16 protein-coding genes, 1 tRNA gene and 1 pseudogene are annotated in these 23227 nt (G+C 38.3%); 11 read left to right on the forward strand and 7 right to left on the reverse strand.

Features of this window, described 5'->3' with window-relative positions; genetic code table 11:
* Positions 1-6: 6 nt before the first annotated feature.
* Together A5482_RS13110 and A5482_RS13115 are read right to left on the reverse strand one after the other, a co-directional pair.
* Positions 7-348 (reverse strand): hypothetical protein, encoded by a 342-nt coding sequence (locus A5482_RS13110; protein WP_069791660.1) that lies wholly within the window; start codon positions 346-348, stop codon positions 7-9.
* Positions 349-447: 99 nt separating this feature from the next.
* Positions 448-6285 carry a translocation/assembly module TamB domain-containing protein gene (locus tag A5482_RS13115; RefSeq protein ID WP_069791659.1) on the reverse strand — a complete coding sequence of 1946 codons (5838 nt, stop codon included), beginning with the start codon at positions 6283-6285 and terminating at the stop codon, positions 448-450.
* Positions 6286-6441: 156 nt separating this feature from the next.
* Here A5482_RS13115 and A5482_RS13120 point away from each other — a divergent pair, with 156 nt between their 5' ends.
* Entirely contained in the window at positions 6442-7416 is a 975-nt protein-coding gene (locus A5482_RS13120; RefSeq protein WP_069791658.1) for a polysaccharide pyruvyl transferase family protein, read from the forward strand.
* A 90-nt stretch (positions 7417-7506) separates the two neighbouring features.
* Positions 7507-7579: transfer RNA gene (locus A5482_RS13125), tRNA-Phe, on the forward strand.
* 453 nt (positions 7580-8032) lie between these two features.
* Here A5482_RS13125 and A5482_RS13130 read toward each other — a convergent pair.
* A pseudogene (locus A5482_RS13130) lies at positions 8033-8257 on the reverse strand (IS701 family transposase); the annotation flags it as partial.
* 193 nt (positions 8258-8450) lie between these two features.
* Between A5482_RS13130 and petP the strand changes: the two are divergent.
* The 3 genes from petP to A5482_RS13145 all read left to right on the forward strand — a co-directional run bounded on the left by petP (position 8451) and on the right by A5482_RS13145 (position 10651).
* Entirely contained in the window at positions 8451-8651 is a 201-nt protein-coding gene (gene petP / locus A5482_RS13135) for a cytochrome b6f subunit PetP (RefSeq protein ID WP_069791657.1), read from the forward strand.
* A 74-nt stretch (positions 8652-8725) separates the two neighbouring features.
* Entirely contained in the window at positions 8726-9820 is a 1095-nt protein-coding gene (locus tag A5482_RS13140) for a Get3/ArsA fold putative tail anchor-mediating ATPase NosAFP (RefSeq protein WP_069791656.1), read from the forward strand.
* A 168-nt stretch (positions 9821-9988) separates the two neighbouring features.
* Positions 9989-10651: a Na(+)/H(+) antiporter subunit B gene (locus A5482_RS13145; RefSeq protein WP_069791655.1), complete on the forward strand. Its 663-nt coding sequence runs from the start codon at positions 9989-9991 to the stop codon at positions 10649-10651.
* On the opposite strand, the gene A5482_RS13150 is transcribed toward A5482_RS13145, so the two are convergent.
* Positions 10626-11213, reverse strand: coding sequence for a DUF4126 domain-containing protein (locus A5482_RS13150; RefSeq protein ID WP_069791654.1), 588 nt, complete (start codon positions 11211-11213; stop codon positions 10626-10628). The genes A5482_RS13145 and A5482_RS13150 overlap by 26 nt on opposite strands.
* A gap of 325 nt (positions 11214-11538) precedes the next feature.
* Here A5482_RS13150 and pdxA point away from each other — a divergent pair, with 325 nt between their 5' ends.
* Positions 11539-12567: a 4-hydroxythreonine-4-phosphate dehydrogenase PdxA gene (gene pdxA, locus A5482_RS13155; protein ID WP_071891744.1), complete on the forward strand. Its 1029-nt coding sequence runs from the start codon at positions 11539-11541 to the stop codon at positions 12565-12567.
* A gap of 335 nt (positions 12568-12902) precedes the next feature.
* Here pdxA and A5482_RS13160 read toward each other — a convergent pair whose 3' ends face one another.
* On the reverse strand, positions 12903-13046 hold the full coding sequence (locus A5482_RS13160; RefSeq protein ID WP_161486847.1) for a hypothetical protein: 144 nt from the start codon (positions 13044-13046) through the stop codon (positions 12903-12905).
* A gap of 272 nt (positions 13047-13318) precedes the next feature.
* Entirely contained in the window at positions 13319-14011 is a 693-nt protein-coding gene (locus A5482_RS13165) for a DUF3120 domain-containing protein (protein WP_083260485.1), read from the reverse strand.
* A gap of 317 nt (positions 14012-14328) precedes the next feature.
* Here A5482_RS13165 and A5482_RS13170 point away from each other — a divergent pair, with 317 nt between their 5' ends.
* The 4 genes from A5482_RS13170 to pheS all read left to right on the forward strand — a co-directional run bounded on the left by A5482_RS13170 (position 14329) and on the right by pheS (position 19483).
* A complete protein-coding gene (locus tag A5482_RS13170; protein WP_069791651.1) occupies positions 14329-15915 on the forward strand; it encodes a cation:proton antiporter in 1587 nt (528 codons plus the stop codon).
* Positions 15916-15961: 46 nt separating this feature from the next.
* Positions 15962-16399 carry a tRNA (adenosine(37)-N6)-threonylcarbamoyltransferase complex ATPase subunit type 1 TsaE gene (gene tsaE / locus A5482_RS13175; protein WP_069791650.1) on the forward strand — a complete coding sequence of 146 codons (438 nt, stop codon included), beginning with the start codon at positions 15962-15964 and terminating at the stop codon, positions 16397-16399.
* Between the two features lie 194 nt (positions 16400-16593).
* Positions 16594-18342, forward strand: a complete 1749-nt coding sequence (locus A5482_RS13180) for a succinate dehydrogenase/fumarate reductase flavoprotein subunit (RefSeq protein ID WP_069791649.1) — start codon at positions 16594-16596, stop codon at positions 18340-18342.
* 145 nt (positions 18343-18487) lie between these two features.
* Entirely contained in the window at positions 18488-19483 is a 996-nt protein-coding gene (gene pheS, locus A5482_RS13185; protein ID WP_069791648.1) for a phenylalanine--tRNA ligase subunit alpha, read from the forward strand.
* Between the two features lie 110 nt (positions 19484-19593).
* On the opposite strand, the gene A5482_RS13190 is transcribed toward pheS, so the two are convergent.
* Complete coding sequence (locus tag A5482_RS13190) at positions 19594-20190, reverse strand: peroxiredoxin (RefSeq protein ID WP_069791647.1); 597 nt, start codon at positions 20188-20190, stop codon at positions 19594-19596.
* Positions 20191-20543: 353 nt separating this feature from the next.
* Between A5482_RS13190 and topA the strand changes: the two genes are divergently transcribed.
* Positions 20544-23189, forward strand: a complete 2646-nt coding sequence (gene topA / locus A5482_RS13195) for a type I DNA topoisomerase (protein ID WP_069791646.1) — start codon at positions 20544-20546, stop codon at positions 23187-23189.
* Positions 23190-23227: the final 38 nt, after the last annotated feature.

Raw genomic sequence — 23227 nt, forward strand, 5'->3', positions numbered from 1 at the left:
TTATTATCAACGGACTTTTCTACCCAACCAATTAGTTAATTTTATTGGCATATTTTTTCTTATCCAACGCCAAGCAACAATTCTTGCCATAGGTTTAGGTAAACTAATAAAACGTTTAATTATCTTATTAGCAGAGGGATGTTTTACCTTTTTATTAATTAAATTAATCATGCCCACATCGTACAGACATTCAATGATGAGTTTAATGGTAGCCTCTTCCTGCATGGCTAAATTTTCAATTAATAAGAATAAATCCTTCATTCTTTGTTCCTGAAAACGTTTTTCTTGGGGGTTGACTTCTTCTATCGCCACAATTTTAATAGGTTTATTTTCTTGGGTTTTTAACATTCTAAAGCTGTTGAAAAAACAGGTTATTATAACAATTAATTTACACCAAAAACATCATTTTATGCAGTATTAATATGAAAATTTTAGAAAATATGTTCCTTAAAAACGGAATTGATATTCGATCGCACTTCGGGTATCATTATTAAAATCTGTAGAACCTCGAATCACAGTACGATCATTAAGACGGTAACGAATATTATAACGGGGAGATTGTTCCCCTGTTAAGATAGCGAGGATAGAAAAAGAAATATTTTCTCTAACATTAAAGCCCAATTCTGCCCCTAAACCAAGACTAGATATTCTGGTTTCACTGTCAATGATGGCAGTAGGAAATAGTCGAAATTCTACCATATCTAAAATTTCATCAAACTGATTTTGGAAACTACCAAATAAAGCTGCCCCTGCTATATTCGCCAAAGCCAAACCCGTATCTCCATCCGCAAGATTACTGAAAAAGCCTCCCCCTAATAGGGAAACAATTTCTGTTTCATCCCTAGCCGGAGTACTGGTTAACTCTAAACTTTCATTTATATTACTACTAAAACCATTCACACTTGCCCTAACTCGAATAGTTTCAACGGTATTAATGGTATTTAAGCCAGATATATCAGGAATTTCATTTGCCCCTGTATTATCAGCAAATTGATAACGGTTAGTTTCTGTTACCGAGGTTTCTAATTGCATATCAAGGAAAGCATTAAAGCCATTTTCAGGGGTAAATCTAGCAATGTTGTTATAATTGCGGTTGAGTCTTAATCGACTGGTAAATAAATTGACACTGCCCCCCGTTAAATTAATAACTCCTTCGGGTTGTAAATTATTAATGTCTCCATTAAGACTTAAACTGCCTCTAGCATTAAGATTCAAAACAGGGGCTTGGGTGACAGTGATATTATCACCCAAAATTAAATCCAAATTATTAATAGTTGTATTGCTAATTAAGGGATTATTACCAGCGCCCATCACATAGCCATTTCCGTTACCATTACCATTTTGCCCCCCTGCAAGGAAAACATCTCCATCAAATAAAGTAATATTACCACCAATGATAGGGGCGATCGCACTTCCAGCGATTTCAATATCACCCTTACCATTACCCTGATATAAATTAGGAAGATTTAAAGCCAAATTTTCCACCGAAGCCGTTAAAATATCTCCTTCACTATCTTCCCGAAATAAAGGTAAACCACCAACGATAATAATTTCCCCCTCACTAAAATTTCCCGTCAAACTAGGAATAGTAATCTGATCAAAATCAAAAAGAATATCTCCATTAATATCAGTAATAGGAGTATCAGGAATAAAAGCCACCTCCATCTCCCCATCACTGATAGTAGCCAAACCATCCGCCACAAAATCTAAAATGGTATTTTCCGATTGGTTATACCTACCACTAATACTCAAATCAACACCACCACTACCCTTAGTCAGATTAAATTGATTATTACTAATCACCGTCAACAAACCAAAACCAGACTCCTCAATATTAAGATTCAAACGAAAATCATCACTACCAGAATTGCTAGATTGAGGAAATAGACGAAAAGGAAAACTACCCAATAATCTTGCCGACTCTTCCTCCCCAATTAAATTACTCGTTGCCAAGAAATCTAGTCGAGAATTACGATAACCTAAGTTAGCATTAGTTTCCTCAATAGTGGTGCCATTAATTTTTGCATCAACTATCTCTACATTACCTGTTGCCACAGGATTTTCCACATTACCACTAATAACAATATTGCCATTGGCAATACCTTCTATGTCAAAATTAGGGGGGAAATTAGCCACCCCTGCCAAATTTTTAATCGGTAAATCCGTTACCAATACTTGCCCCGAAAAACGCTCTTGGCTAAAAGTACCCGATAAAGATACAATGGTGTCGTCATCTTGGAGACTCACAGGTAAAAGGGTTAACAAACCATCTCGAAAACTCCCCCTCGCCTGAATAGTATCCGCCTGATACTTACCCCAATGCCAATCATCCCCACGAAAATCAAAACTAGCATCAATACCATCTCTCACCGACGCAATCAAATTTATTTTCCCAGTTAATCTTCCCTCTAAATCTTGTAAAGGAGGAATATTTGCTTGTTGTCTTTCTGTTTCTACTTGTTGACTAGCTGAGTTAATTTGTTGCCAGCGAAAAAGAGTCTCTTGTAACGATAAACCATCATTACTGATACTAAATAAAGGTTTCTTTTCTTCCGAAGTATTATTTTCTTCCGAAGTATTATTTTCTTGGGCAATAATCAAGCTATTAGCATCAAGTGAATTAATTTCTCCCTCCACCAGAGAATTTTCCGTTAAAGTTTTCTGTAAAGCATTTATATTTTTACCTTCTTCTACTAAAGGGATTTGATTATTAGATAATTGACTATCTTTTACTCCTCCCAACTCACTATCATCTACCACTAAAGTAGTTTGACTGATAGATAATTGACTATCTTCTTCTAACTCCTCATCCTTTCTCACAACACGGAAAGCAACAACATCTCCTTTTGCTTTAATGTCTTTAATCTCATCCCTATCATCTTCCAACTCATTATGACTATTACTAACTAATTCATTATCCCTTATCTCATTTTCTTGACTAACTTTTAATTCCTCATCATTATTCTGATTAACTTCAATTTGTTGATTACTATCCCATAGATACTTACTGCTAGTTTTTATATTTTCCTCCCTATTACTAGGAAAACTGATAGGAGTTTGAGAATTTCTTGTCAATACCCTTGCATAACTATTACCATTTACCCTTGGTGTCTCTTGGGGAATAGAAAGACTAGCCAATGAAGGATTTACCCGTAAAGATAAACAATTAATATCCTCCCCCGTAGAATATAAATCTTTTGCCCCACAAAAATCCCTTGGTTGAATACCATCAAATATATCCTCCACCTCAAAAATACCCACACTGGTTAACAAATTTTGAATATCCCCCTCCCGTAACAACAACTCCGCTTCTAATTGAGGATTTTCGTGGAAAGGTAATATTTGGGCAGAAAAATCATATTCATTTTCCAGATGGTTTAACTTACCATCCCTAACAATTATTTTTCCATCCATACTCGATAACTTTGCCGTTAACACATCTCCCCGAAACTGATTTACTTGGGGATGATTAATAACTAACTCAGAAGAAGTAATATCATAACTACTCAGATTTAAAGCGACTTCCCCAGAAATGTCTCCCCCCACTGATTGAATCTCAGAAGGAAAAGCAGTTAATACAGGTTGAGTCAAATTTGTTAGAGGGAGGTTAGCAAAGTTTATGTCAAGGTTATTACTTTCATTGGTAATGGCGGTTAATCTACCTTCTTTTACCTGTAAGTTAATCTGTCTTGGTTGAAAGTCAGCATCAATATCGAGGGCAAATCTATCATTGTTACCCGTGGTATCTAGCAAATCAAATTTAACACCATTAACAGTGTCGGCTTCTAGGTTTCCCGCAAGGGGATTAAAAGGAAGGTTAGCAATTTCCAAATTAGCTACTTGAATATCTCCCCCCAAACGAGGATTATCGAGATTACCCTGTAACTTTCCTCGAAAGTTAAATTTACCGTCATAACCGATTAAGGCTAGTTGATTGGGTAGGGATAAATCTTTTATATCTAAACCAGAGGCAATTAAGTTTAAGTCGAAGTTACTTATATTTTGATTATCCGCATCATAGTTAATAACACCATTGGCGGAAATATCTCCTGTGGTGGCTTGGGAAAGCAGAATTTTGTCTCCATCCCAACGGAAGGCGGTTTGTAGAGGTTGTTGGATTAAACTGATGCCCTGATTAAAGTCGAGATTACCTGCGATCGCAACGGTGCCTAAAGTTATATTATTAGTGTTACCCTGAATGGATAATCTTCCCCTTGTGTCTCCCCTCAATTCTTGTTGAAACCCACTGACATTAAAACTATTCGTGGCAAGGGTGGTATTAAAGTTATTGTCGTTATCGAGTGAAAGATTTTCTACGGTGACAATACCTTGGGGTAAAAATATATCTCCCCTCGCTTCGATATTTTGGTTATCCTCATTCAGGCTACCTCGAATGTCTAGGGCGCTGTTAACTCTACCTTGATTAATAGGAGAGTCGCTAGTAAAAGTTAGTTGACTGAGGTTAAGATTATCAGCGATAAGTTGAGTTTGCCATCTACCTTGATTTAGTTGGGTATTTCTCAGGTTAACCATTCCTTGGGCGAGGGGAAAGTTAAAGTCTCCTTGTAGCGCAATGGTATCGAGGGAAATATTTTGACTATCTCCCAATAGTTGCAAATTTCCTTGAAGGGTGGAGTTATTACAACCGATGGCTTGACAGTCGATGAGATTAATTTGACTGAGGGGAATATTCTTTAACTCGATGTCGCCTTGATAATTTTCTTGGTTATAGAGGAGGTTAGACATAATCGCTTCTCCGTCTCCCATGGCAATATTTGTCATGCCTGTTATCTGACTATTTTCAATGTCTTGGCTGATGCCCGATATGCGATATTCTCCATTAATTAATCCAAGGGGGGGCAAATTTTCAGATATTTCGATGTCATAAAGGGTAGCAAGGGTTTGGGCGCTGATATTTTGGGTGTTGAAATTAACTTGGTAGGGGAATTGGTTTTCTTGGCGAAAGTCAACTAATCCTGTGCCGTTTATTTCTCCGCCGATGGTGGGGGTAAAGGAAAATTCGTCGATGGAAAGTCGATTGTTAAGAATTGTAAGTTTTACTTGACTATTTAACAAAGATAGTCTATCAAATAAGATATTGTCAGGGGCAGTAATACTGGCGGTGAGAGTGGGTTGAGTTAATAAACCTCGGATGTTAATATCTCCGATTACCTTGCCTATGGTTTCTACTGGGATTTCTGGTAGGTTTAAAGAGGCGATCGCCCTTTGAACTTCTATGGGTTTTGTTTTGATATTGACATTAAGGGTGGAAAAGTCATCTTCAAGACTTCCGATAACGTCACCATTAATCTCCCCTAGATTAGTATTAACTCCTTCAAAGGTAAGACTATTATTGACAAAATTTATTTTGCCGTTGGAGTTGGTAAGGGGTTGAAGCACATTAGGAATATCAAAATTAACCGCAGATATGTCAATACCCCCATCAATGTTAACAAAATCACCATCTTCAAATTTTAAGAGAATATTACCCGTGACACTACCACTATCAACATCCACAGGTAAGGGAGTAAAGTAGTTTATATCATCAGTAAGAAGATTGTTTCCTGTAATATCTAATAACCAGTCATTTCTATCAAGGGGCGTAACGGCAGTTAAAGATATATTCCCCCCCGAAATCACATCTCCTTGGGTTGCAAAGGTAAGATTATTTTCCCCGATTAAAATACTGCCTTGATTAACTCTAATGTTGAGAGGAGGTAAATCAGTTACTAGGGATTTCATCGTCAAAGAGGCATTTTTTACCCTCACCGCATCTACATCAAAGGATATAAAATTATCTCTTCTTTCTGGGGGAGTCAGTTGTAAGTTTAACCAACCACTTTCTTCTGACTTTTCTACGTAAACAAGGGGATTAATTATAGTAACTTCCACATTGGCACTTCTTTCCCTCCATAGAAGAGACGTTAAATTTACTTCCACTGCTTCAGCGATAACATAGTCTTTTTCTGTGTCGGTGGTAGGCATTTGACTTTCGCCTACCCGAATACCATTAAAAGATACCGATTCTATTTCCCCTAATTCTACAGGTCTTCCCAAATAATTGCTAACAGGTTCTTCAATGAGGGGAATTAATCTTTGGGTGAAGAAATACCAACCATAACTTAATCCTCCTCCTACCGAGATTAATGTGCCATACAATAGCAGTTTAATATAAAATCCTCGGTGCGATCTACCCGAATTATTTTCAGGAGAATTAGAATGATTATCCGAATTTTCATCGTAGCCATTGCCATTGTTAGGAGTATTTTCGGGAAAATCAGTCATAATTAGCCACCAAGACAATTAAAGAAGCACAGTCCTATTGTAGTCAGAAAAGCAAAAAAACCTTGCTAAAAAATAAAATTTATATTAGTGTTAAAGTCTATCTTAAATATCATTAAATTGTTATAGTATCTGGGTAATCCTTATTCTTCATAACAGATGATTTACAGTAGAAAAGATTTTTTCGGGCAAAGATTTTGGGGTAATAAAAATAAGTTCGGACTCCTCAAATATGAGTCTTGGAATCTTGGTGACGATATTCAAAGTATTGCAGCAAGTCAGTACTTACCCCATATCGATTTTCGTGTTTCCCGTGACCATCTGAGCGAAGTAAGCCAGTGGAGTCCAATGAAAATGATAATGAATGGGTGGTGGCTAGGTCCATTTGATGGTACCCCCATTGATTGGCCACCTCCTTCGAATATTGATCCTCTATTTATTTCTTTTCATGGTGGTCGAGATGAATTATATGAAAAAAAATACCTTGATTACTATAAACAACACGGACCAATTGGTTGTCGTGGATACAAAACTCTTGAGCGTTTACAGGACTTAGGAGTAGAATCTTATTTTTCAGGATGTTTGACTTTAACACTACAAAATCCATACTCAGAAAAGGAAAGAACAAATAATATTTATTTTGTTGATCCCTTTAGCTTTGGAGAAGGTCGTAAATATCCAACTCCTAACAGTAAAAATTTTAGACAAGATCTTTGGGAAAAATTTCCCCGAGAAATTCGTGAAAAATCTGAATATATTCGCCATGTGGTCAACCTAAAGCCCAGTGATTACATTAATCCTTACAAACGGTATAAGATGGCTTGTAACTTGTTGCACAAATATGCAAAAGCAAAACTTGTTATTACAGGCCGTATCCACTGTGCATTGCCTTGTTTAGCGATGGGAACTCCAGTAATTTTTTTGACAGACTCTGAAATATTACAGTCTGATTATCGTATGGGAGGATTGATAGACCTATTCAAACATTACACTCATACACAAATTCTTGAAGAAGATTTCAATATTAATTGGGAAAATCCTGAGCCTAATCCTGTAGATGTTTCTTTTTTAGCCACATCACTCCGTCAAAAATGCGAAAACTTTACAGGGAATACACTCCAAAGAAGATTCTAAAACGTTATGTTAGATTGAAATCAAAAAAAAGTAATAAAAACCTTGTCAACTTTTAAAATATTCGTTAAACTATATGAGTGTCAAATTTAAGCCAGGATAGCTCAGTTGGTAGAGCAGAGGACTGAAAATCCTCGTGTCGGCGGTTCAATTCCGCCTCCCGGCATTAAGATAAATTCCATTACTAGAGATCATTTACTCCTCGGGTTGCGGTAGAATAAAATAGCTCAAAACATCGCTAAATAGCCAAAATAAGCGTTTTTGGTGACTAGTTGATAACTTCAATCCATATACGAAAAATCAAGATCCCACCGTAGATATAGTGATTTTTCTATGGGTCTAGATGCCATAAAATGGCTAAGTGAAATATGCCTTTTTCAAGAACAATTAGAAGAGTAAACCTCTTTATTTCCTCAGAAACACTCTTATTATCGTCAAGGTATGAGGACTATTTTCCTTGTCCAATCTGCCTTGTGAGTGCCTTGTAGCCTCCTCAGCTATAAAACTTATTTTATCAGCATCAGATTTTCAAGCAATAGTCATAATGTACTAATATTGTTGCAAGGCTTAATACATCAGAGTTTTAGTCTAGTAGTTATTATGGTTTGCGTAAGTCCTGAAAATGATGCAAACCTTGAGAGGAAACATTAACAATTTTACTTATTCCCGGCAAAGATTTTCTTTTGACTGTCGAAATTAATCCTAAGTGTAAATATTTAAAATATTCATAATTACGCACATCGGAAAATAAAGAACGATAAAACGAACAATAATCATCAATGAGGGGAACTGTTTTTGTGGGATTTCGAGGTAAGTGTTGCCTAATTTGTTCCGCTATATCCATTGCCATAACTGCTTTTCATTTTTACTATCTTTTTATCTTGCCACTTTTTTCTCGGAAAGTGACAAAAAAAGGTTATTTGAGATAGGATAGTTTATTTTCCTTAATAAGTAGTCTTCTTAAAACAAGGGCTAAAGATTGCCAAATTCCGATAAAATTAAGAGTTGTTAATTCAAACTACGGTATAAAAATTTTTATGGAAGTTGGACAAAAGGTAAAAATCTGTCGCCTAAGAGAAAAAGTATCCCCTGAGATTGTCGAAAAAGTAAAACAAGGACAAGCGGCAACTATTAAATCTTTTAAAATGACTGATGGTAGTGGCGTGGGTGTATTTGTAGAGTTTCCTGATGCTACCACTGGTTGGTTTTTTGAAGATGAAGTTGTCTTAGTTCAATAAATCAGGCAAGGGGACGTTCATCGAACGTCCTACAATGTATTCATCCACATTATTGATTATTTACTACTTTTATAATGGCTTTTATTTTAACTTTTTTAGGAAAAGGCGGTGTAGGTTCAACCACAATGGCGATCGCCTCTGCCCATTCATATGCACAACAGGGAAAAAAAGTATTATTAGCAGTGCAAGACTCTAGCCCTTGCTTTTCTGCTCTACTGGGGAAAGATGTAGGTAAAGAAGTAACGGAAATTGTCCCCAATTTAAACGCCATTCGCCTTCATAGTAGTAAATTATTAGAAGATAGTTGGGAAAAAGTTGAAGAATTAGAAAAAAAATATTTGCGATCGCCCATACTTAAAAATATTTATGGATCAGAACTTAGCCTTTTACCCGGTATGGATGAGGCCCTAACACTAAACTATCTTCAGGAACAAGATGAACAGTATGACATAATTATTTTTGATAGCAAAAACGCCCTTAGTTGTCTGAGAATGTTCGGTATTCCCGACACCCTTAGCTGGTACGTTCGCCGTATGCGTGACATTTTAGCAAATTCCGACATTGTAAAAGGACTCTCTCCCTTCATTCAACCCGTTAGCAGTGCCGTATTAAATGTCTCCTGGAACGCCGACAACTTTGCCTCCCAACCCACCAACGAAGCCAATGAGTTGTTAGAAAATGGAAAAAAAGCTGTTCATAACCCCTCTAGGGTAGCCGCCTTTTTAGTTACCAATGATCAACCCACTGCGATCGCCTCTGCCCTTTATTTATGGGGAGGAGCGCAACAAATCGGTTTAACCGTAGGGGGAGTCTTACTAAATCAAAGCACGAACACCCCCGAAATTACCGCCCAATTTCATCCCCTCACCATCAACCCCATTCCCCAAACCACGAACCAAGATTGGAATAGCATTATGGCGCTGCTGCCCGACTTTCAAGAAAATGCCCGTCAAGCCCCTAAACCCTTAGAAATTGATACCAGTAAAAGGGAAGTAAAAGTATTTCTGCCAGGCTTCGCCAAAAAACAAGTAAAACTAAGCCAATCAGGCCCAGAAATTACCATCGAAGCAGGAGATCAACGCCGTAACATCTTTTTACCACCACCATTGAAGGGGCAACCCGTTAAGGGAGCCAAATTTCAAGATAAATATTTAGTTATCTCCTTATAAATATAACTAATACATAAGACTCACTAAAAAATGGCTCTTCCTTGTAAAATAAAATCATAGCATAGCTTAATTTCAATAATGTTTATTGTTTAGATAGGAAATAAGCAATAGTGGTAATATTTTGAGGACTAAACTTTTGCCATTATTTCACTTTCACCAAAACCCTTTATGAAAATACTGTATTTATTAGCAGGATTCGCTCTATTTTTAAAAATGCTATTTACCTCCACAGCCGTTGCTGAAATAGGAGAATTAAGCATTATGGAAACTATTATCCAAGACTCTGGAGTCACCAACTCCGTATCAGGGGTAATTTTTCGTAATCGATTGTATGACACAGTTTTTGAGGTGGTAGTATTCACCATCGCCATTTTGGGAGCTACTTTTTTGCTCTCCAATGAAACCCCTACCCAAGTAGTTTATCAATTTACCGATCAACCCTCTGTGGTATTAGCCCGTTTAGGGGCAACCATTGCCACTCTGGTGGCCATAGAACTAGCCTTGAGAGGACATCTTAGCCCCGGGGGTGGATTTGCTGCAGGGGTGGCAGGAGGAACGGCGATCGCCCTTGTAGCCATTACATCCCCATGGGAAATGTTAGAGGAAATTTATCAAAAATGGCGTGTTGCTATTATCGAAAAAGTTTCTGTACTAATTTTTATTATTCTTGCCGTCATAACCCTCATGGGGGGAGAATTACCCTATGGGCAAATGGGAAGCCTTTCTAGTGGCGGAATTATCCCTATTTTAAACATTTTAGTGGCCGTTAAAGTTTGTCTTGGCTCTTGGGCTGTAATTCTTCTATTTATTCGCTATCGGGGTTTATTGTAAGATTTTCTAAGGGTAATTTTCGTTGCTTTTGCCACTGTCTCCATTCTGACGAGATACGCAGGGCAAGGAGTAATAATAACATGGCAATTAATCCCCCATTTTCAGGGGAAGTGAGGGCAAGTAATGCGAGTATCATCGCTAATATATCCTCTGAAACCGTTAATATGATAGGCATTTTTCCCCAACGAAAAAATAAACCCACCAAAACAAATCTCAATACAAGGGCAAATAACCCCCCCGTAACAGCAATTATCCACAAAGGCACATACTCTAAATTTGTCCAATTAGCCGCCCCCACCGCTAAAATTGCCCCTACCACAGGGCTAAGTATAAGCTGAATAATTTGAATTATCCTTAAGCCAATCATTCTTTTTGTGCCGAGGATTTCAAAAATAGTTACGGATACTAAAATAGCGAGTAACACTTCAGGCTGAATGCGATTTAGTAGAGGTATTTCTGACCAAAGTTTATCTACATTGGCTAAACCGATGATGAGAAGGGGTAAACCGAGACGAAAGCCTCCAGAGGCGGCGGCGGAGATAACTGCTAACACTTGAATCATTGAATCTGAATAGTAAAGGGGAGAAAAATAATGGTTAGTTTTTTTTTTGAATAATTAACAATGGGGCTTAAAAAAGCATCCATAAATAATTTCTAGGAAAAGAGCTTAAAAGCTGAGGGGGTGAGATAGATATTTTGAGAGTTTCTTCTTATAACCATTGGATTAATTTCCTTAAGATGCCATTGCATATTTAAAGCAAAGAAAAAACTTATAATAGTCTTCAGAGTATTTGTCCGAAATTGTTAAGGAGAATTTTGCTCTGAATTATTAATTTCTGCTACATAGACGAGATTTTTCGATTTTTGTTATTTTATATCCTTATAGTATTTTGAATATTAACAACAACAAAGTTAATCTGGTTTTAACCATGGGAGATGCTGCGGGAATTGGCCCAGAAGTTATCCTCAAAGCCTTAGCTGATTCTTCTATTACTGAAGATGCTAATATCACGATTATAGGCGATCGCCCTTGGCTAGAACATACCTACCATAGTTTTTCCCATGTCACTAACTTAGCACATCCTGATAATTTTGATATTATTGATGTATCGTACCCCCTCCAAGGCTCTTGGGGAGAAGGAAATGCACAAACGGGAGAAGCTAGTTTTTTATACCTTGAAAAAGCAATTCAACTCACCCTAGAGGGTAAATTTGAAGGCATAGTCACCGCCCCCATTGCCAAATATTTATGGCAAAAAGCAGGTTATGATTATCCCGGGCAAACAGAAGTTTTGGCGCTCAAATCCCACACCGACAAATTTGGCATGATGTTTGTGGGTAAATCTCCTCGCACAGGCTGGATTTTAAAAACTCTTTTAGCCACTACCCATATTCCCCTAAATCAGGTTTCTAGCACTCTTAATGCTGAGTTAATGACCCTTAAGTTAGAGTTATTGTTAGATACCCTCAAAAAAGATTTTAACTTAGATACACCCATAATTGCGATCGCCGGGCTAAATCCCCACAGTGGTGAAGACGGCAAACTAGGCACAGAGGAAAAAGAATGGCTACAAGATTGGTTTAATGATGCTCAAAAAAATTATGCCCCCGCCAAACTTATGGGCTTATTACCCCCCGATACCATGTGGGTAAAACCCTTTCAAGCATGGTATAACAATGGATATATTAGCGTAGCGGATGCTTTCCTAGCACTTTACCATGATCAAGGATTAATTCCCGTTAAAGCCATGGCATTTGATCAAGCCATCAACACTACCATCGGTTTACCCTTTATCCGTACATCCCCCGACCATGGTACTGCTTTTGACATCGCAGGAAAAGGTATTGCTAACCCTGAAAGTATGAAATCTGCGATTAAATTAGCTATTACCCTTTGTAAAAATCGCCGTAGATAATTTAAAAGAGATTATCAAATAACTAGATATAGCAATTATCGTGGTTACAGAGTACAAGATGATCCCCCCAAATCCCCCTTAATAAGGGGGACTTGAGAATAATGAATGTATCTCATAATTATAAAAAACGCTATAAGCAAAAAAAATAAGCTATATAAAAAAGATAAATGAGGGTGAGTATTGACAAAAATAATGGAATATTAGTGCTTTATAAAATAAAGAAACAGAGGTAGTCGTTAATTATTCAACTACCTCTATTTAGTGTTAATATCACAAGTCTTACTATTAATAATTCTTCAGAAATCGAAATAATGGCTTTAACAAAGTACCTCAATTTATTTATGTGATTTTTGGGCCTTAATTCCTTGTCCTTCACAATCAGGACAAACAGCAGGGTAATAATCGAAAGAGTTTATGTAGTCTGATAGTCTTCTTTCTAAAATTTTACCGCTACCTTTACACTTTAGACAAAATTTCATATCGGATAACCTCTTTCAAATGTAATTAATTGCTTATTTATAATTTACTAGAATTATCGTAAATGAACATCGTTATATTTGTCTAATTTTCGTTAACAAATTTTAACCTAACTATAGGTTTCTTACCTAGATAAAACTACAAAACTAGGTATCTTAGAATACCGAGTTGATCATTTTGTGTTTAGGGTAACAAATGTATTTGGTAGGTAATTAAGTGTAAATACTAACCGTACTACATCAAGAATTACATAAATAAAAATACATATACAATTTTAACCCCCAACTCCGAAGTAGGCAGCCACTAAAAATAATCCATCGGTAATGATGGTGCTTAATACTGCCCCTGCAAAAGCAAGATGATGGAGTTTTTTCTGTTGAAGGGCATAGAGACTAATGGCTAGGAGGATATTTGCTAGTAGAATAGCCCAACTTATTCCCCACGGGGTATTGACTTGGGCGATCGCCCCTTGTAAGATAGGTTTAATCAAATTAGGATCACTATCCATGATTTCTACCCAATAGGGAATCAAACCAACAATATAAAAGTATAAATCTGTGATAGCAGTGCCAAGCAATGAGCCAAGATAAAAATAATTGCCGATTAAGCCCCAACCGCGCCAAATACCCCAAAGGGCAAAAGGTAAGCCAATGGCTTCGATGGGAATATGAATAGCAGGAGTCCATCGCAACCACCCCCAATAAATTGAGCCACATAACCAACTCCAGCTAAAGCCGATGATGATGTCTCCCCATAAATGGGTTTTAGCGTGCGATCGCAATTTTAAACCAAAAAAAACCCAAACTGAAGTAGAAATTAAACTAAAAACAGGAAAAGTGCGGACTAAAGGTGCCTGAAAAAAAACGGGAATGGAAACAAGGAAAGCAGAAGCAAAAAAAATGAGAATACTTTGACGCTTTTCCTCATCCCGCCATACCCCTTGCTGATATTGTGCCACTGCACCCATCGCCGAAGGTAAGTATGAACTTATTTGGGTTAAAAAAGTATTATTAAACAAAATTTCTTAAAATATCGTTACTTATCGTTACTTAAATCTTAATGTATTTTAGTAGTAAACACAAAAAAATGACCATCATTCGCTGACTAGTGGGAAAGTTTTGACAACAAAAATAGGTTTGAATAACATTCATCCCGTACATTTTAGAACCACAACAGTTTACTCGACTTTAAGAGAAACAAAAAGTTATTGACTATATATAAAAATTTTTAAAGGTAATGTGAGAGTGCTATATTCGATAAAATAATATCTAATTATTGTCCTAAATGCTTTTAGATTATGTCTTAATTTTAATCCTTGGTTTTTTTGCAGGAGAAATCGTTAATAAACTCAAAATTCCTAGTTTAGTGGGAATGATATTAATTGGAATTATTCTCGGCTCACAGGGTGTTGATATTTTAACTGAATCAGCCCTCGAATCGGCCAGTGCTTTTAGAACTCTTGCTGTGATGATTATCTTGATGAAAGCAGGATTGGGATTGGATCGTCAAAAATTGCAAGAGCAAGGCAGTGTAGCCCTCAGATTAGGGTTTTTACCAGCTATTTGTGAGATGATTGCTATTACTTTTTTAGCCATGAATCTTTTAAGTTTTGATTTGCCTACGGGATTACTTTTAGGCTGTCTCTTGTCGGCGGAATCTCCTGCGGTAATTGTGCCGGGGATGTTAAAACTCAAGAGTTTGGGCTGGGGAGTAAAAAAAGGTATTCCTGACGCTATTTTGACAGGAAGTGCTTTATCAGATGTTTTATTGTTATTGATTTTTAGTTTATTAATTGCTCTTTTTTCTACAGGAGCAGATTTTAATTTAAGTTCTTTACAATTATTGCCTTTTCAGCTATTTTTACAAATTATTTTAGGTCTTATTTTTGGTTGGTTATTGGCTAAATTTTTAGTATTTATTTTAGTAACTAAAAAAGTATCTTCTAGTGCTGTTTACGATACTCTTATTACGGCGAGTTTTGCTTTATTTTTAGTATTAATGGCTAGTGAATATCCATTCTTTTCGGGTTATTTAGCCGTGATGAGCGGTGGATTTTTCTTGATTGAGTTTGCACCCCCTTTGGGTAGAAGATTAAGACAAGGATTTGATAGTCTTTGGAAAGTTGCTCAAATTTTCCTTTTTGTCCTATTGGGGGCAAATATTCAACTGGATATATTAGGCAATACTTTAGGGGTTGGTTTAGTAATAATTTTGATGGGTACTTTGGTGGGTAGGATGTTGGGGTGGTATTTATCCACATGGGGCAGTAATTGGAATGGTAAGGAGAGATTGTTTTTACTCCCCGCTAATTCAGCCAAAGCTACCGTACAGGCAGCGGTGGGGGCTATTCCTTTGGGCTTGGGCATTGATGGTGGTGAGGAAATATTGGCGATCGCAGCTTTATCGATTTTAATAACTGCACCCCTTGGGGCTTGGGCTATTCCAACTTTTGCCCCTCGTTTATTACAAAGAGGGGAGGTTGATCCTACTAAGGTGATGATGGATAATAAAATTGTGTTGTTGACTGCCATTAGTGATTCTGTGGAAGGTAAAGGGGTATTAACTAAAACAGCAGAAATGGCGAGAAGAAGTGATAGTAAGGTGATAGTTTTACACGTTATACAAAGTGATATATCTTCTAATATCGATACTTTAAAATCAGTTTTGGGTCAAATTTTAGCAGATATAGATTATCAATTTTTAGTGAGGGAAGGCTCAATTCCAGAAACAATTTTAAGGGTTGCTGATGATTTTCGGGTGTCGGAAATTGTGATGGGTAAACGGAATATTCATAGAGATATATTAATGGGTTCCGTATCTCAAAATGTATTAGAAAATAGTCTTATTCCCGTAATTATTATTGACAATTAACCAAGGAAATTTCACAATAAACTCTTAGTATTTATGGACAAAAATAATGGGTGAGAAAATTATTTTATTAGCGAATGAGTGGGAAACAAGAAAGTTAGGGGAAAAGGTAGCCCAAGATTTAAACCCCAATAGTGTCATTTTATTACGGGGAAATTTGGGTGCTGGTAAAACTACTTTTATTCAAGGGTTAGGGGCCGGTTTGGGTATCGAAAGTGCGATCTCATCGCCCACTTTTACCTTAATAAATGAATATTTAGAAGGGCGTTTACCCCTCTATCACATCGATTTATATCGCCTTGCCCCTCCAGAGATTAAGCAACTCCACCTACAAACCTACTGGGAAGGCATAGAAGTTGAAGCAGGTATCACCGCCATAGAATGGTCAGAGTTATTACCCCATTTACCTCCCCATTATCTACAAGTGGATTTAATCATCAATGATGATGACACTAGACAAGCTATATTAAAGGATAAAGTAAAATAACTTGTTAGCTTTCACTGCACTTACTTTCTAGTGTGTCTCTTACTGAATCCATATGTGATACAAATACTTTTCTTTGTATATTTGCGAAATATAGTTATAACTTTAAAACAAAATACAAAGAATTGTAATCAAAATAGTACATTTCTCCATAACTATCACACCATAGAAATAGTGATGTTTACTCAGGTTTGGTTATGTTACAGCATGATGTCATTATTATCGGTGGTGGTTTGGCAGGTTGTCGGGCGGCGTTGGAAATCAAAAAGCAAAATCAAGATATAGATGTGGCTTTGGTGGCAAAAACTCACCCCATTCGCTCCCATTCTGTGGCGGCACAGGGAGGCATTGCGGCAAGTTTGCAAAATGTTGATCCTAATGATGATTGGAAAGCTCACGCTTTTGATACTGTCAAGGGTTCAGACTATTTAGCGGATCAAGATGCGGTGGAATATTTAACCAAGGAAGCCCGCGAAGTAATTATTGAGTTGGAACATTTGGGGGTGTTATTTTCCCGTTTAGAAGATGGAAAAATTGCCCAACGGGCTTTCGGAGGGCATTCTCACAAGCGCACCTGTTATGCAGCTGATAAAACAGGTCATGCTATTTTACATGAGTTGGTAAATAATTTACGGCGTTTTGGGGTCCAGATATACGATGAATGGTATGTGATGGATTTGATTTTGGAAGAAAAGGCTTCAGGTGATGGGCAACGGGAAGCCAAAGGAGTAGTAATGTTTAACATTGATGATGGTAATGTGCAGGTAGTCGGGGCTAAGGCGGTGATGTTTGCCACGGGGGGTTATGGACGGGTTTTTAATACTACTTCCAATGATTATGCTTCTACGGGGGATGGTTTGGGAATGTGTGCGATCGCCCAGTTGCCCTTGGAAGACATGGAATTTGTCCAATTTCATCCCACGGGGTTATATCCTGTGGGGGTTTTAATCTCCGAAGCAGTGAGGGGAGAAGGCGCTTATTTACGCAACAGCGAGGGGGAAAGATTTATGGCAAACTATGCCCCCAATCAAATGGAACTCGCCCCCCGTGACATCACCTCTAGGGCTATTGTGAAAGAGATTCGGGCGGGGAGGGGTATCCACAGCGATGGCAGTGCAGGGGGGCCTTATATACATCTGGATTTGACTCACATGGGCAAGGAAAAAATTATGAGTCGTGTGCCTTTTTGTTGGGAAGAAGCCCATCGTTTGGTAGGCATTGATGCGGTGCATGAGCCCATGCCCGTGCGCCCCACTGCCCATTATTGCATGGGGGGAATTCCTGTGAACACTGATGGGCGAGTGCGTCAGGATGCAAATACCCTCGTAGAAGGCTTTTTTGCGGCGGGGGAGTGTGCCTGTGTATCGGTACATGGTGCCAACCGTTTGGGCAGTAATTCGTTGTTGGAATGCGTGGTATATGGCAGAAAAACGGGAAGGGCGATCGCACTTTATGTGCAAAATAGAGAGTTTCCCACCATCAACGAAATACCCTATTTAGAAACCGCCCAAGCCAGAATCCATTGTTTACTTAATCAATGGGGAGATATAAGGATAAATGACTTAAGGCAACAGTTTCAAGATACCATGACGGAACATTGTGGCGTGTTTCGCTCTCAAGATACAATGCAGCAAGGATTAGATAAAATTCAAGAACTCAAGTCCTTGTATAGTAAAATTTTCCTTGATGATAAATCCAACTGTTGGAATACAGAGTTAATCGAAGCCCTCGAATTAAAAAATATCATGGTAGTGGGGGAAATGATTCTTACCTCCGCCATCCAAAGACAAGAAAGCCGAGGAGCCCATTCACGGGAAGACTTTCCCCAACGCAATGACCAACAATTTTTACAACATACCCTTGCCTACCATCACCCTGAAGGGGTAAAAATTGACTATATGCCCGTAGTTATTAATATGTTTGAACCCAAAGAAAGGAAGTATTAGCTATGAGGCAAGAGTTAGGGGTTAATTAGGTGTTTAGATATTAGATTTTGGGTACTGAATCAAATAATTATCCATGATCAATTCAATTGTCCTAGGGTATGTTTTGAGTAATAATAAATTAACGACACCTGAGAATGAAAAAAAGATGGCAACAGAAATTGAAATTCAATTACAAACCCTTGAGAAAGAAGCCCAAAGTGCGATCGCCCATAGCGATAATTTAAAAAAATTAGAAGAATTAAGAGTAGCCTACCTAGGAAAAAAAGGCGAACTATCATTAATATTAAAGGGTATGGGCAAACTTTCCCCCGAAATGCGCCCCGTTGTCGGTGCCGTTGCCAACCAAATTAAAGACAAAATTCAAAATAGCCTTACCCAACAACAAGAAAAATTACAACAACAACAAATTCAAGCCCAAATCGCCTCAGAAACCATCGATGTCACCATGCCGGGGGTAAGTAAACCTCTAGGAAAATCCCATCCCCTCCAAAGCACTATCGACAGGGTAATTGATATATTTGTGGGCTTAGGTTACACTGTTGCCCAAGGGCCTCAAATCGAAAGTGATTATTACAACTTTGAAGCTCTAAACACTCCTCCCGACCATCCTGCACGGGATATGCAAGACACCTTCTACTTTGGAGATGGTAGCCTTTTACGTACCCATACTTCCTCGGTGCAAATTAGATACATGGAAAATCACGAGCCTCCCATCAATATTATTGCCCCTGGGAGAGTGTATCGCCGTGACACCGTAGATGCCACCCATTCAGCGGTATTCCATCAAATAGAAGTCCTTGCCATTGGTAAAAACCTTACTTTTACCGATTTAAAAGGCACTATCAAGGAATTTTTGAGACAGATGTTTGGGGATGATTTACCCACAGTTTTTCGTGCTAGTTACTTCCCTTTTACCGAACCTTCGGCGGAAGTTGATGTACAATGGCAAGGTAAATGGTTAGAAGTCATGGGCTGTGGTATGGTTGATCCTAATGTACTTAAAGCCGTCGGTTATGATCCAGAGGAATACAGCGGTTTTGCTGCTGGTTTAGGGGTAGAAAGATTTGCCATGATTCTTCACAAAATTGACGATATTCGCCGTTTGTACAATAGCGATTTACGTTTTCTTAATCAGTTCTAAATTTTCTGTATGATGGCTTAAGTTTACGTTGAAACTGAAACACAAAATCTTCAGGGTGGGCATTGCCCACCATTTGGTACTTTCCATCTATTAACATTTTTTGTTCTGCTCTATTTATCCGCCATAGAAGCAAAGTAAGATTTAGATTTAACAGGATCATTTACCATAGTTTTATCTCCTTCTTGCCAGTCAATAGGACATACTTCGTCTTGGTGAGATTGCACATACTGAATTGCTTTTAATACTCTTAGGGTTTCATCCACACTGCGCCCGAAGGAAAAGTTATTGATAGTCATGTATTGAATAATACCTTCAGGATCAATAATGAACAAGCCTCTCAGAGCGATTCCTGCTTCGGGTTCTAGTACATTATAGGCGGTGCTAATTTCTTTTTTGAGGTCAGATACCAAAGGATAATTTATATCCCCTATACCTCCTTGTTTCCGCTCAGTTTGAATCCATGCAAGATGGGCAAATTCACTATCTACAGACACTCCTAATATTTCTGTATTGAAACTGGCAAATTCTTCGTGGCGATCGCTAAAAGCTATAATTTCAGTTGGACAAACGAAGGTAAAATCGAGGGGATAAAAAAACAGAATAACATATTGATCAAGATAGTCAGACAGTTTTAGCATTTTAAATTCTTGGTCAACCACCGCCGTAGCCATAAAATCTGGTGCTTTTTTTCCCACTTGAATTGTCATAATACTATCAAATCAATAAGTTTTCTCACTACTATTTTATCTTACCTAACCTGAGTTCGGGATAAGATGAAGGATAAATACTGAGTTCAAAATAACAGTAAACTTAAGAAGCAATATCATCATTGCGTCTAATTGTTGATAGATTATTGTGCTAACCTTCTTTGTCGATTGATGACATAGTATCGTAAATCTAAGCAAACAATTATTTATTTTAGAATGGCTTTTAACTCTAACGTACTTAATGTTAATTATTTCTTCCTGCGGTTCCATCAAAAAAAATCAGAAATCACATACTATGCTAATAATAAAAGTATAGGTATAGTAGCAAAGTAAGAGAGACTAAATAATTTTCTATGTCAACCCTTGTTATCGTCGAGTCACCCACTAAAGCAAAAACAATCCGTAATTATCTACCCAAGGACTTCATTGTAGAAGCATCCATGGGGCATATTCGAGATTTACCTTCCTCGGCGGAGGAAATTCCTGCTGATTATAAACAGTATGATTGGGCTAGGTTAGGGGTAAATGTGGAAAATGATTTTGAGCCTATTTATGTAATTCCCAAAGGAAAAAATAAGAAGGTACAGGAATTAAAAAAACTTTTGAAGGGTGCTGATGAGTTAATTTTGGCGACGGATGAAGATAGGGAAGGGGAAAGTATTAGTTGGCATTTGTTACAGTTACTTAAGCCTAAAGTGCCTATTAAAAGGATGGTTTTCCATGAAATTACTAAGGAAGCTATCCAAAAGGCTTTGTCTAACTGTCGAGATATTGATGAAAATTTGGTTCATGCCCAAGAAACCCGTCGTATCCTAGATCGTTTAGTGGGTTATACCCTCTCTCCCTTGCTATGGAAAAAAATTGCCCGTGGTTTATCCGCAGGTAGGGTGCAATCCGTGGCGGTGCGTCTTTTGGTGCAAAGGGAAAGGTTGAGAAGGGCTTTTAATAGTGCTTCCTACTGGGATCTTAAGGCGTTGTTGAATCATGAAAAAAATGACTTTGAGGCAAAATTAAGTACCTTGGCGGGGCAAAAACTAGCCACAGGAAGCGATTTTGATCCTAATACGGGGGAGTTGATCAAGGGTAAAAAAGTAACGGTTTTAAATGAACAAGAGGCGATCGCCCTTAAGGACAGATTAGAAGGTAAACCGTGGACAGTCACCGACACCGACGAAAAACCCACCACCAGAAAACCCTACGCCCCCTTTACCACCTCCACCCTGCAACAAGAAGCCAACCGCAAATTGGGATTAGGGGCAAAAGATACTATGCGTATCGCCCAAAGCCTCTACGAAAACGGCTACATTACCTATATGCGTACCGACTCCGTCCATCTATCAGATCAGGCTGTTGCCGCTGCCCGTGCCTGTGTAGAACAAATGTACGGTAAGGAGTATTTAAGTCCTAAACCAAGACAATATAAAACCAAAAGTAAAGGTGCCCAAGAAGCCCATGAAGCTATCCGCCCAGCAGGTAACACCTTCCGCCTACCCAAAGAAACAGGCTTGAGAGATCGAGAACTAGCCCTCTATGATTTGATCTGGAAACGTACCGTCGCCTCCCAGATGGCAGAAGCGAGGTTAACCCAAATTGCCGTTAACATTCAGGTAGAAGATGCTGTTTTTCGCTCCTCTGGTAAAAGAATCGACTTCCCTGGCTTTTTCCGTGCCTATGTAGAAGGTTCAGACGATCCCGAAGCAGCGCTGGAAAACCAAGAAGTAATCTTGCCCAACCTCAAACAGGGCGATCGCCCCAATTGCAAAGAATTAGACGTAGTTCACCACCAAACGCAACCCCCTGCCCGTTATACCGAAGCATCCCTCGTTAAAACCCTCGAAACCGAAGGAGTAGGGCGCCCTAGTACCTACGCCAGTATTATCAGCACCATCATTGATCGAGGTTATGCCCAACTACGCTCTAAAGCTCTTATACCTACCTTTACCGCCTTTGCTGTGGTCAGTTTACTAGAACAAAACTTTGAGGAATTAGTAGATACCAAATTCACCTCCAAAATGGAGCAAAGCCTTGATGAAATTGCCACAGGACAAACCCCATGGCTTCCCTATCTCAAACAATTTTATTTAGGAGATTTAGGATTACAAAATCAAGTTAAAACCAGAGAAACAGAAATTGATCCTAGCCAAGCCAAAGCCATCTACCTAGAAAATCTTGACGTACAAGTCAAAATAGGGCGTTTTGGCGCATACCTAGAAGCCCAAAGAGGAGATGATCTAGTAAAATCCTCCATCCCCGAAGAATTAACCCCCTCCGACCTCCATCCCGAACAGGTGGAGATGTTGTTAAAACAAAAAATCGAAGGGCCTAAAGTATTAGGACATGATCCCGAATCAGAAAAACCCATATATCTCTTAATCGGCACTTATGGCCCCTATGTACAATTGGGAGACACCCCCGAAGGCAGAGCCAAAAAACCTAAAACAGCCTCTTTCCCCAAAGGTACTCTGTTAGAAGACATTGACCTAGAGATGGCCTTGTCCTATCTTTCCTTACCCCGTACCCTAGGAGAACATCCAGAGACGGGAAAGCCTGTTAAAGCAAGTCTGGGGCGCTTTGGAGCTTATGTAGTTCATGATCAAGGTAAAGACGGTAAAGATTATCGCTCCCTCAAAAAAGAAGACGATCTTTTAACTATTTCTTTTGAAAGGGCTTTAGAACTTTTGGCTCAACCAAAAAGAGGTAGGGGACGCAGTGCAGGAAGTACAAAAAAACCATTAAGAGAATTGGGCAACCATCCCGATGATGAACAACCCATTAATATTTATGATGGCCCTTATGGGGTGTATTTCAAACATGGCAAAACCAACGTCAAGTTACCTGAAGGGGAAACTGCTGAAAGTATGAGTTTAGATAAGGCTTTGTTATTACTCAAGGATAAAGCCCCCGCCAAAAAGAAAACTACCACGAGGAAAAAGGCTACTACCAAAAAAACTACGGCGAAAAAAACCACTACCCGCAGAAAGAAAACAGAAGACAGTTAAAGAATATGATTCCTGACTGAATCCCCCAATTATGGGGG

Source organism: Cyanobacterium sp. IPPAS B-1200 (genome assembly GCF_001747005.2).
Classification (GTDB): Bacteria; Cyanobacteriota; Cyanobacteriia; order Cyanobacteriales; family Cyanobacteriaceae; genus Cyanobacterium.

Bases quoted from the DNA above. Each gene is read 5' to 3' on its own strand.
- A5482_RS13190 (WP_069791647.1), bottom strand. From the start codon at position 20,190: ATGACAATTCAAGTGGGAAAAAAAGCACCAGATTTTATGGCTACGGCG.
- pheS (WP_069791648.1), top strand. From the start codon at position 18,488: ATGGCAACAGAAATTGAAATTCAATTACAAACCCTTGAGAAAGAAGCC.
- A5482_RS13120 (WP_069791658.1), top strand. From the start codon at position 6,442: ATGATTTACAGTAGAAAAGATTTTTTCGGGCAAAGATTTTGGGGTAAT.
- A5482_RS13180 (WP_069791649.1), top strand. From the start codon at position 16,594: ATGTTACAGCATGATGTCATTATTATCGGTGGTGGTTTGGCAGGTTGT.
- A5482_RS13140 (WP_069791656.1), top strand. From the start codon at position 8,726: ATGGCTTTTATTTTAACTTTTTTAGGAAAAGGCGGTGTAGGTTCAACC.
- topA (WP_069791646.1), top strand. From the start codon at position 20,544: ATGTCAACCCTTGTTATCGTCGAGTCACCCACTAAAGCAAAAACAATC.
- A5482_RS13150 (WP_069791654.1), bottom strand. From the start codon at position 11,213: ATGATTCAAGTGTTAGCAGTTATCTCCGCCGCCGCCTCTGGAGGCTTT.
- A5482_RS13160 (WP_161486847.1), bottom strand. From the start codon at position 13,046: ATGAAATTTTGTCTAAAGTGTAAAGGTAGCGGTAAAATTTTAGAAAGA.
- A5482_RS13115 (WP_069791659.1), bottom strand. From the start codon at position 6,285: ATGACTGATTTTCCCGAAAATACTCCTAACAATGGCAATGGCTACGAT.
- A5482_RS13110 (WP_069791660.1), bottom strand. From the start codon at position 348: ATGTTAAAAACCCAAGAAAATAAACCTATTAAAATTGTGGCGATAGAA.
- A5482_RS13170 (WP_069791651.1), top strand. From the start codon at position 14,329: ATGCTTTTAGATTATGTCTTAATTTTAATCCTTGGTTTTTTTGCAGGA.
- A5482_RS13145 (WP_069791655.1), top strand. From the start codon at position 9,989: ATGAAAATACTGTATTTATTAGCAGGATTCGCTCTATTTTTAAAAATG.
- A5482_RS13165 (WP_083260485.1), bottom strand. From the start codon at position 14,011: ATGGGTGCAGTGGCACAATATCAGCAAGGGGTATGGCGGGATGAGGAA.
- tsaE (WP_069791650.1), top strand. From the start codon at position 15,962: ATGGGTGAGAAAATTATTTTATTAGCGAATGAGTGGGAAACAAGAAAG.
- petP (WP_069791657.1), top strand. From the start codon at position 8,451: ATGGAAGTTGGACAAAAGGTAAAAATCTGTCGCCTAAGAGAAAAAGTA.